Genomic DNA, 9636 nt, shown 5'->3' with positions numbered 1-9636 from the left:
TGCCCAACTCAGAGATCCTATGCCCCTTGTTTTTTTTTCTTTTTGTCGTTTCATAGTAGTTTACTTTGTGTAAACTCAATTCAGGACGAGTCAAAGTAGCTGGTAGGACAAGAATCAAGAAACAAGAGTCATTATTCGTCATTGCGATAAGCGAGGTACGAACGAAGAAGCAATCTCATTTATTAAAGCAATAAGTATCAAGAACCAAGATCCTAGAGGCAAGAAGTAAGAGACTAGAAAGTTGAGTCGATGATAATCTGAAATTACTGGTATATTCAGTATTAATCCTGTGCTCAATTTTAACCTATTAACCTTTAACCCTTAATCTATAATCCTTACAGTAACAAGAGACAAGGGCCATGTTTAGTCATCGGTATAAGTGAGGGTTGCCTGATTCAATCAGATTTGTAGTGGGCTTAACTGAGCAATTAATGTATTGTTTTTAGGCTCCAAGAATTGCCTTGAAAGAATCGAAATCCTGAATCGTCTCTTTTGCTCCGATCATTTCACCTAAAATACGGTAAATATCAGCAGGCTTTTTGCCCTCTTTTCTAAGAAATTGAATAGAAGTAGCCCCTTCGGATTTAGATAGTTTTTTGTTTTTCGGACCTTTCAATAAGGTGTGGTGGTGAAATGTCGCTTCTTGAAAGGATACGAGATCAAGTCCCTTGGCTACTATTTGCTGGTCTAAAGTTGATCCCAACAAGTCATTTCCTCTCACGATCAGGTCCACGCTATAGTGTATGTCGTCCAGTACAGAGGTAAGCTGATAGGCTGGAAGTTTATCTTTTTTTCTAACTATAAAAAAGGCAGAATCTTCCGGCAGGACATAGGATTTCACTCCTTCTGAGTAGGTTTTGACTTTGATGAAATCCGTATCGAAAGTATCCATACGCCAGCAAGTTTCATTTCTTTCCAGTGGAATATTCCTGACTTGGCAATGCCCCAAATAATAACCGGAAGAATCCATTTGTTGGATTTTCTTGCGAGTGCAATCACAGGCAAAGACTAATTTTCTCTCTCTGATTTTCTCTAATGCTTCCAGATAAATACTCATTCTATGAATCTGAGACCATTCTTTTTTAAATTCCTCAACGGTTTTTGGCCCATGGTCATAGCCGATTTCCATGAAGTCCAGCGTATCAAAAATATCCTGTACGTATTCAGTTCTGTAGCGGTCACGGTCTAGGTCATCAATCCGTAGAAGAATTTTGGCACCGGTATTTTCAGCAAGAATTTTAGTGATCAAAAAAGAATAGAGGTTTCCCAAATGCAAAAATCCACTTGGGGTAGGGGCAAATCGTGTAAGCTTGAAATCCATCCGGCGAAATTAACTAGATTCGGATGATTAAAAATCATGAATTGGCAAACGTTACAATTTCATTTCAGATCATATTATCTTCTTTTACCACAACACCAATTTCAATCCTGCGATGAGCTTGTCAGACCATGTCCAGATGAACCATGGATTGTTTTGGGACAGGTATCATTGCGTATAGTCATATTTTTTGTTTTATGATTATCCACTTTTCTACCAGCAAGGGAAGAAAGGTGTCATAATATTCAGAAAATACTAAAGGAAGTCTACTTCGGTCTTCCGTCACTCGTGCTGAGCGTAGTCGAAGTATCGGTCTTCCTGCCAGTAAAGCATGAAAAATACGGCTACTGGCATCATTACAGTTATACATGTTTCGTTTTTACTTTTCGGTCTTAAGCTTCTTTAACTTTCTGAAATTTAATACCTAAGTAAAGCCTGCTTATTTTTGGACTTTATGAAAGTTAGGTTACTGCTCATTATATACTTTGCATTTCTTCCGGCGTTGTTGGCTCAGAGATCATATTCGGGGAACGTGTTGGATGCCACTGATAAGCGATATCTGGAAGGTGTCTCGGTAGAAGTGGTGGGTACTGACCAGCTACAAACTACCAATATCAGGGGTTACTTTTCGGTCAAGGGAAAACATGGAGATACGCTACGTGTATCTTTTCCGGGATTTATAGAGCAGAAGATGGTGCTGGGTGAAGAAACTTTTCTTACGTTTCAGATTCAGGATAGAGCGAGGTTACTGCCTACGTTTGAAGTGAAATCAGATCCATATACTTTTCGCTTCAAAGACGGGAAGCTGGTGTTGATAGATCCTGATGAAGAAACATCCCCTTCCAAAAAAGGCGGAATCAGTGCCGGTTATCTGGATTCTCCAAACGGTGGTGTGGCCATAGCCGGTGTATTGTCATCGCTGACCAAAAGAGCCAAGCAAGAGCGGGAATACCAAAAAAAGCAAGAATGGATGAGAAGGAGAGCGGGTTATTACGAAGTGGTTGAATCAGATTCAGTACGTCAGAATTTTATGGTGAAGTATCAGCTAAAACGTTCAGATTGGGATAGAATAATTATCCGGTTCAATGAAGGAAGTAGCCACCATGAATTTCTTGATTGGAGCAAAGAGCGGGTTTATGAGACTCTAAGTGAGTTTATCCATCGAGAGAGTCAATGGATTGATTAGACTTTCCTTTTGAACGACCAAGTCACATAGAAGCGTGCCACTTCTTCATTCTGCGGATTTTTCCCACTTGAAACCATCGTCAACTTTCCTGTATCATTTGGCTTGAGAGATGAGAGTAACTCATGAAGCTCTTGCCCCTGATTGCAGGAAAACGTGATTTTTTGATTGGCTTTTTTATAATATTCCGCCCTAAAATCCACCACAAGCATCGAGTATTTACCCAACCCACTTATTGCCAGTTGACACAGTGCGCCTGTACTCAACTCAGCTGCTCCTGCCATAGCTGCAAAATAAATAGACTTGAATGGATTCTGAGTCCTCCAGGAATAAGGGATGGTTACCTCGCATTTCTCAGCTCCCAGCTCCTTGATACGGAATTTCCAGAATACCGCAGAAGGGAGCTTGACCAGCATGCCAAACCAAAAATAGAACGGATTGCTCATCTTTTTTTGATAAGCTAAAGATGCTGGATTTAAAGGGGTTAGGGTTTCTTTAGTGTTCATATATTCTCTAATTGAACTCTTAAACTAGTGAAAATTGATTTATGGTATTTAATTTGGGACTTTGGGACTATGATGAAAAACTAACAACATGAAAAAGATAGCAATTTTATTTTGCGCCGGGCTAATGGTTTATTCCTGCGCCAAAGTACCCTTGACAGGAAGGAGCCAACTGTCCTTGGTGTCGAATGAGGAAATTCAGCCTTTGGTGAATGAGCAGTATGGTCAAGTCTTAAAAGAAGACAAAGTGTTGACCAACACACCGGATGGACAGAAAGTACTCAAAGTGGGTAAGCGCATGGCAACCGCAGTAGAAAACTATTTGGTATCAAAAGGCTATAAGGAATTGGCCGGTTCATTTAATTGGGAGTTTAACCTGCTCGAAAGCGATCAGGTGAATGCTTGGTGTATGCCGGGCGGGAAGGTAGCATTTTACACAGGTATAATGCCTCTTACCCAGACCGAAACCGGTATAGCTGTGGTGATGGGACATGAAATAGCCCACGCAGTGGCCTCTCATTCGGCAGAACGTATGTCAAACGGTATGGTCACCAACATGGGAGTAAGTGTATTGTCTACAGCCATGGGGCAAAACCCGACTTTGACTCAATCTCTTTTCTTGCAGTCTGTAGGGATAGGAAGTCAGCTTGGGATGTTGAAATTTTCCAGAAAACATGAGTTGGAAGCAGATGAAATGGGATTGATTTTTATGGCTATTGCCGGATATGATCCTCAGGAGGCACCGATTTTCTGGCAAAGAATGCTGGAGAAAGAAAATGGTGCAGCACCACCGCAGTTTCTTTCCACACACCCGGCTTCCCAGACCAGAATAGACAAACTGAATAAACTTATGCCGGAAGCCATGGCATACTATAAAAAGTAAAAATTGACCAGGAATTCCAAAAGTAAAGAGGCTGCCCAAATTTAAGGCAGCCTTTTTACTTTATAAGCTTACTAAGCTGCGAAAAATTGGAGGGGGTACAGCTCAAGAAAGGAGGTTAACTGATTTTTGCAGTATGAGTGGGGAATTCATTTTTCATTTCCTTGAAGCCGTTCAGGCGTATTGGGAATTTGATTGATAAGTGTATTTATGCCATTGGAGTCTTTGTGAATTTCAAAGGCATCATAAAGTTCTCCCAAAGCAGTGTAAGCTTTGAAGCTCAGCACATCCTCTTTTAGGTTGACCCACTGATAGGTCTGTGTACCGTAGGCTTTTCGATCCATCCAGTCATCGGCTTCTAAGTCATACATTTTGGGACCGGCTATAGATACCACATATACGGTTCCTTTTTCATAATCATATTGCCCCCGGCTTCGTATGCTCTTCCCCGTGCATAGGCGTGATCGTGCCCCTGTATAGCTAGGTCAACCTTGAATTCCTGTAGTATCGGCCGGATATATTCTATCATCTTGTCATGATATCGATCAGGAGCCGTAGCATATACAGGATAGTGGAAGGTGATTACAGTCCATTTTCGAGGATTATTGGTTAGAATATCTCTAAGCCAATCCATTTGCGCTTTCCTATACGCGGGGGACTCATCGATTTGCTCACCATCCAAAGAGATGATTTTGAGTTCTGGATAATTCACCTCATAGGTAGTCTCTTCCAAGCCCTTTGGGCCGTTGCTAGGGAGATTGAATTGTGCATTCCAGTGAGGGGTAAGTGTAGCCGGATTTTTGGAGAATTCATGATTGCCTGGTGTCATCATGGACGGAATAGTGGCGTGAATCCACTGCCCGGATGCAAACCATTCGCCCCATTCGAAGTCAGCACTCTCATGGTTGATCAGATCCCCGGCATAGACAGTGAAGTCCATTTTGGGTAAGTTGATTATCGCTTCGCGAAAAACTCTGCTGAACATGGATACTACTTCATTTTGGACATCGCCGAAGTAAAGGAAGTTTACCTCTTTATCGTCGTCTGGAATGGCGAATTGAAACCATTCACTCCAATTATCTTCATTGCCCACCCTATAAACGTACTGTTGTCCGGCTTTTAGTCCGGTCAATTTCACCTGATGGTAATTCGCATGGATTGTCGGTTCATCATCCTGCTGGGATACCAGCAGTTCAGTGATGGCTTGAATAGCCTGCGCTGACTGCCTGAATTCAGGTCCGGGTGTAGCCATGGCAAATTCCGCATTTGAAATATGCTGAGAGGTATCTGTTCTCCAATTTATTCCGATTTCCTCCAATGGGTCTGCTGAAAGATTCAGTATAATTCTATCAGGTTTGGCGCTTGGGAGGAGATGGGAATTGGGATGGTTTTTGGGTAAGCTCTGAGAAAATGAGCAGATAGGAAATGAGAAAAATGTGATAAAAATTACTTGTTTTATTGTTTTTAAGTTGCTCATTATTATCTGTTTAATAGATTGTTTCAAAGTTTTACTTAGGTTTTCCTGTGTTATTTTTACTAGACCGTTTCATAAGTTATACTGCGATAGTCAGCTTTCGGGCTAGTGTTTCCTTAAATTAACTTTATATAAAGATGAAGTTGTTTCTTACACACTTCAACAGTTTCAGAAGAGAGGTGATCCGGAGTGGCCAGCACTATTTTCGATGATAAAAGCAGCAAGTTCTGCCACGGATGCCATGGTGGAATTTAGCCATATAAGCTTGTTCATCTTGATAACAGGTTCTATGCTTACGGGGCTTTCCAAAAGAGTCCGTACTATACGACTTACTGGCTCACCTGACGTGTGGGCTGCAGAAAATAGCATCGATGATGATCGACTTACTCAATAGTGGAAATAAAAAATGCTAAATTTCCTGTAGTGTTAGGTCAGAAGACAGTACACTATACCTAGAAAGTCAACTATGGCAGAGAATAACAATACGATAAACTTACTCCTTGACAAGCTGCAGGTAATTCTCCAAAGGCAGGACAACTTTGAGAGGGAGATAGAAAATTTGAAGCTGGAAATAAACAGACTGAAAACCGGTGGGCAGGGGAGAATTGTGGAAAAGGAGGTGCTATCACAGGATAGCCCCACTTCAAAGACGGAACTTAAAACAGAGAATGTAACGGCTCTCAATCAGCCTTACCCACAGCAGATAAAACAGGTGGCTCCAACACCGGGATTTGCCCCAGCGCCTACCCTGGTACCTAAACCTTCAAAAGCGAAATCAGATCTAGAGAAGTTTATTGGCGAGAACCTGATTAATAAAATCGGAATTGTAATTACTGTAATTGGCGTAGCCATAGGTGCAAAATATTCCATAGAAAATGAACTGATAAGCCCACTGACAAGAATCATTTTAGGTTATTTATCCGGCTTGGGGTTAATGGGATTTGGTATCAAATTAAAGAGCAAGTATGAAAATTACAGTGCCGTCCTTGTAAGTGGGGCAATGGCAATAATGTATTTTATTACCTATTCTGCATATGCTTTCTATGGGTTGTTTCCCCAGGTTTTCACCTTCGCACTGATGGTGGTTTTTACCGCATTTACCGTGCTGGCTGCCTTATCTTACAAAAACCAACTAATTGCACATATAGGACTGGTGGGTGCGTATGCTGTACCGTTTTTGTTGAGCGAAGGCTCAGGGAAAGTTGCATTTCTCTTTTCCTACATGGCAATTATCAATATAGGAATACTTGTAATTGCGTTTAAAAAGTACTGGAAACCACTTTACTATTCAGCTTTCGGGCTCACTTGGCTCATGTATTTTGTATGGTATTTCTTTACATATCAGGCAAGTGTGCATTTTACTTTGGCCCTGTCATTTCTTACGGTATTTTTTGTCATATTCTACCTGACGTTCCTTGCCTATAAATTATTTCAAAAAGAAAAGTTTGAATTCGACGATATTTTATTGCTGCTTGGGAATTCCCTGATTTTCTATGGAATAGGCTATTCCATTCTTGATAACCATGCGGTAGGGGAGCAATTGCTGGGAGTATTTACCCTTTGCAATGCCATAGTACACTTCATAGTAAGTGTAGTGATTTACCGTCAGAAAACCACTGACAGGAACTTGCTCAATCTGGTTTCAGGTCTTGTATTGGTCTTTATTACTATTGCTATTCCTGTACAACTGGATGGAAATTGGGTCACATTGCTCTGGGTGGGAGAAGCTGCATTGCTGTTTTGGATCGGCAGAACAAAAAATGTTCCAGGGTATGAAAAATTGTCCTACCCTGTAATGGTGCTGGCATTTTTAAGTATATGTCACGATTGGATGTATGTTTATGATACTTACATTCCTGAAAATCCCCAATCCAGAATAACCCCACTAATCAACGTGAATTTTTTAACCTCACTGTTGTTTATTGCGGCTTTTGGGTTTATAAATATTCTAAACCATAACAAAAAATACGCTTCTTCAAATGACTCGCTGAAAGGTATTTCAAGATTGTTTTACTTTTTCATTCCCTCAATTCTGCTGATCTCAGCGTACTATGCCTTCCGGATGGAAATAGCTACGTACTGGAACCAACTTTACCTAGACACGATAATTACTGGTTTTGATGCTCCTACTTTTACCAAAAGTCAGGATTTGATGGACTTTAAAACTATCTGGATAATTAATTATTCTTTGCTTTTTGTTTCTCTACTGGCTTTCTTAAATCTCGGGAAATTCAAGAACCGGCAATTTGGGTTGATCAACCTTGGTTTGCTTGTCTTGACCCTTGCTGTATTTTTGATTCAGGGTCTTTATGTTCTTAGTGAGCTAAGAGAGAGCTACTTGGAAGAGTCTTTAGTGAACAGCTATCAACTAAGTCACTTTAGCATCATAAGGTATGTTTCGCTGGCTTTCGTTGCTTTGGCACTTGTAGCTTGCTATAAGTACACTCGCCGGGATTTCATGCAGCGGGACTTCAAGATTGCCTTTGACTTGCTGCTGCATAGCTCAGTATTGTGGATTGCCAGTAGTGAATTAATCCACTGGCTGGATATTGCCGACTCCACGCAGTCATATAAACTTGGGTTGAGCATTTTGTGGGGATCCTATTCACTTTTCCTAATTGCATTGGGAATATGGAAGAAAAATAAACCATTGCGAATAGGAGCTATTGCATTGTTTGGCGCTACCCTCGTTAAGCTGTTTTTCTATGATATTTCACATCTTGATACCATTGCAAAGACTGTAGTGTTCGTGTCTTTGGGGATCTTGCTTTTACTGATTTCATTTTTATACAATAAATACAAGTACATAATTTCGGATGAAGCTGACAATTAAACTATCGTGTATTCTCCTGCTCTTTGCATACACACTCTCTTATGGACAGGTAGAGCAATACAATTACAAGCGGGAATTAACCGGGATTACTGAGCAGTGGCACTCAATACGTCTGCCTGAGGAAGTTTTTGGAAAAGTTTCTCAGGATTTGTCAGATATAAGGATTTTCGGGATAACTGCAACTAGTGATACAATTGAGGCTCCTTATCTGCTTCGGCTGGCAACGGAGAAAATATCAGTCAAAGAGGTTGCGTATAAGACGCTCAATACTTCATACAATGACAGGGGATATTATTTCACATTTGAAATACCGACAGCAGAACCAATCAATCAAATCAATCTGGACTTTCGTCAGAGTAATTTTGACTGGCTGATTAGTTTGGAAGGCAGTCACAACCAAAACGATTGGTTTACTATCGTAGAGGATTATAGAATCTTATCTATAAAAAACGAGATGACCGACTTTGAATTCACCAAGTTGGTATTTCCCAGTTCCAAGTATCGCTTTTTCAGACTGCTTGTCAACAGTAAAGAAAAGCCCGAACTAAGCGTTGCAAGTATTGCTCAGTATGAAATTGCAGAAGGGGTATTCAGAGATTATGCGCTCAAGAAATTTGAAGTAAGTGAAAACAGAAAGACCAGAGAGACTGAAATCGATATAGAATTACAACTGCCTGTTCCCGTAAGCCATCTAAAGATAGATGTTGCCAATACGTTTGACTATTATCGGCCTGTTACAATAAACTATCTTTCGGATAGCATCCGAACAGCCCAAGGATGGAAGTACAACTACAGTACCTTGACTTCAGGAACACTGAATTCGATGGAAAACAATGAATTTAAATTTAGCAGTACAACTGTACAGAAGCTAAAAATTCTTATTCACAATCAGGCCAATCAGCCTTTGACTATTGATAAGATTCATGTGAGAGGTTACGAACATGAATTAATAACCCGTTTTACTGAATCGGCTACTTATTTTTTGATCTACGGAAATAAAATGGCGAGAATGCCCTATTATGATATAGACCGCTTTGCCGACAAGGTTCCGGAGACAATGAAAACACTAAGTTTGGGTGAGGAACTGGTAATCGAAAAAGAACCGGTGCCTTTAACGGAGCCGTTATTTAAAAACAAAGTTTGGCTATGGGCAATTATGGGGTTAATTATTGTATTGCTTGGTTGGTTTTCAATCAAAATGATAAAGAAAAACTAGTAACGTTTGTGAATAGCACGGGCTCAAAGGTGACGTTATAGCTATACACAGTAGGTCTTTATGGTTTTATCAATTTGAGAATTACCTAGAATATGATTTCAAATTCCAATTGTAACTGAGAGGAAAAAAATGGATTCTTACCACTTTTTTAGCTTTTTGTTCTATAATTGTAAGGAAACTAACTTTATGGTGATGAATAAAATTTTTATAAACTCCCTGATAGCTATTC

The 9636-nt window shown here is 40.2% G+C and carries 8 protein-coding genes and 1 pseudogene; 5 read left to right on the top strand and 4 right to left on the bottom strand.

Features of this window, described 5'->3' with window-relative positions; translation table 11 throughout:
- Positions 1-442 precede the first annotated feature (442 nt).
- The gene (locus tag J2X69_RS15160; protein ID WP_310104954.1) at positions 443-1321 is read right to left on the bottom strand and encodes a glutamate--tRNA ligase family protein; all 879 of its coding nucleotides are present in this window, start codon (positions 1319-1321) and stop codon (positions 443-445) included.
- Positions 1322-1772: 451 nt separating this feature from the next.
- Here J2X69_RS15160 and J2X69_RS15155 point away from each other — a divergent pair, with 451 nt between their 5' ends.
- Positions 1773-2504, top strand: coding sequence for a carboxypeptidase-like regulatory domain-containing protein (locus tag J2X69_RS15155; RefSeq protein ID WP_310104952.1), 732 nt, complete (start codon positions 1773-1775; stop codon positions 2502-2504).
- Here J2X69_RS15155 and J2X69_RS15150 read toward each other — a convergent pair.
- Positions 2501-2947, bottom strand: coding sequence for a DUF4442 domain-containing protein (locus J2X69_RS15150; RefSeq protein ID WP_310104950.1), 447 nt, complete (start codon positions 2945-2947; stop codon positions 2501-2503). The two genes, J2X69_RS15155 and J2X69_RS15150, sit on opposite strands and share 4 nt — an antisense overlap.
- A gap of 148 nt (positions 2948-3095) precedes the next feature.
- On the opposite strand from J2X69_RS15150, the gene J2X69_RS15145 reads away from it, so the two are divergent.
- Positions 3096-3887: a M48 family metallopeptidase gene (locus J2X69_RS15145; protein WP_310104947.1), complete on the top strand. Its 792-nt coding sequence runs from the start codon at positions 3096-3098 to the stop codon at positions 3885-3887.
- Between the two features lie 146 nt (positions 3888-4033).
- Here the strand turns inward: J2X69_RS15145 and J2X69_RS15140 are convergent, their stop codons facing one another.
- Together J2X69_RS15140 and J2X69_RS15135 are read right to left on the bottom strand one after the other, a co-directional pair.
- On the bottom strand, positions 4034-4255 hold the full coding sequence (locus J2X69_RS15140; RefSeq protein WP_310104944.1) for a hypothetical protein: 222 nt from the start codon (positions 4253-4255) through the stop codon (positions 4034-4036).
- 11 nt (positions 4256-4266) lie between these two features.
- A complete protein-coding gene (locus J2X69_RS15135; protein WP_310104941.1) occupies positions 4267-5361 on the bottom strand; it encodes a metallophosphoesterase family protein in 1095 nt (364 codons plus the stop codon).
- Positions 5362-5500: 139 nt separating this feature from the next.
- Here J2X69_RS15135 and J2X69_RS15130 point away from each other — a divergent pair.
- The 3 genes and pseudogenes from J2X69_RS15130 to J2X69_RS15120 form a co-directional block, all read left to right on the top strand.
- Positions 5501-5752 (top strand): annotated as a pseudogene (locus J2X69_RS15130) (PhoPQ-activated protein PqaA family protein); the annotation flags it as partial.
- Between the two features lie 72 nt (positions 5753-5824).
- Entirely contained in the window at positions 5825-8191 is a 2367-nt protein-coding gene (locus tag J2X69_RS15125; RefSeq protein WP_310104938.1) for a DUF2339 domain-containing protein, read from the top strand.
- Positions 8175-9407, top strand: a complete 1233-nt coding sequence (locus tag J2X69_RS15120; protein WP_310104935.1) for a DUF3999 family protein — start codon at positions 8175-8177, stop codon at positions 9405-9407. Before J2X69_RS15125 ends, J2X69_RS15120 begins: the two co-directional genes overlap by 17 nt.
- Positions 9408-9636: the final 229 nt, after the last annotated feature.

The organism is Algoriphagus sp. 4150 (assembly GCF_031457395.1).
In the GTDB taxonomy this organism is placed as follows: Bacteria; Bacteroidota; Bacteroidia; order Cytophagales; family Cyclobacteriaceae; genus Algoriphagus.
The sequence above is the reverse complement of the archived record's forward strand: the minus strand, read 5'-3'. Positions and strand labels throughout refer to the sequence as shown.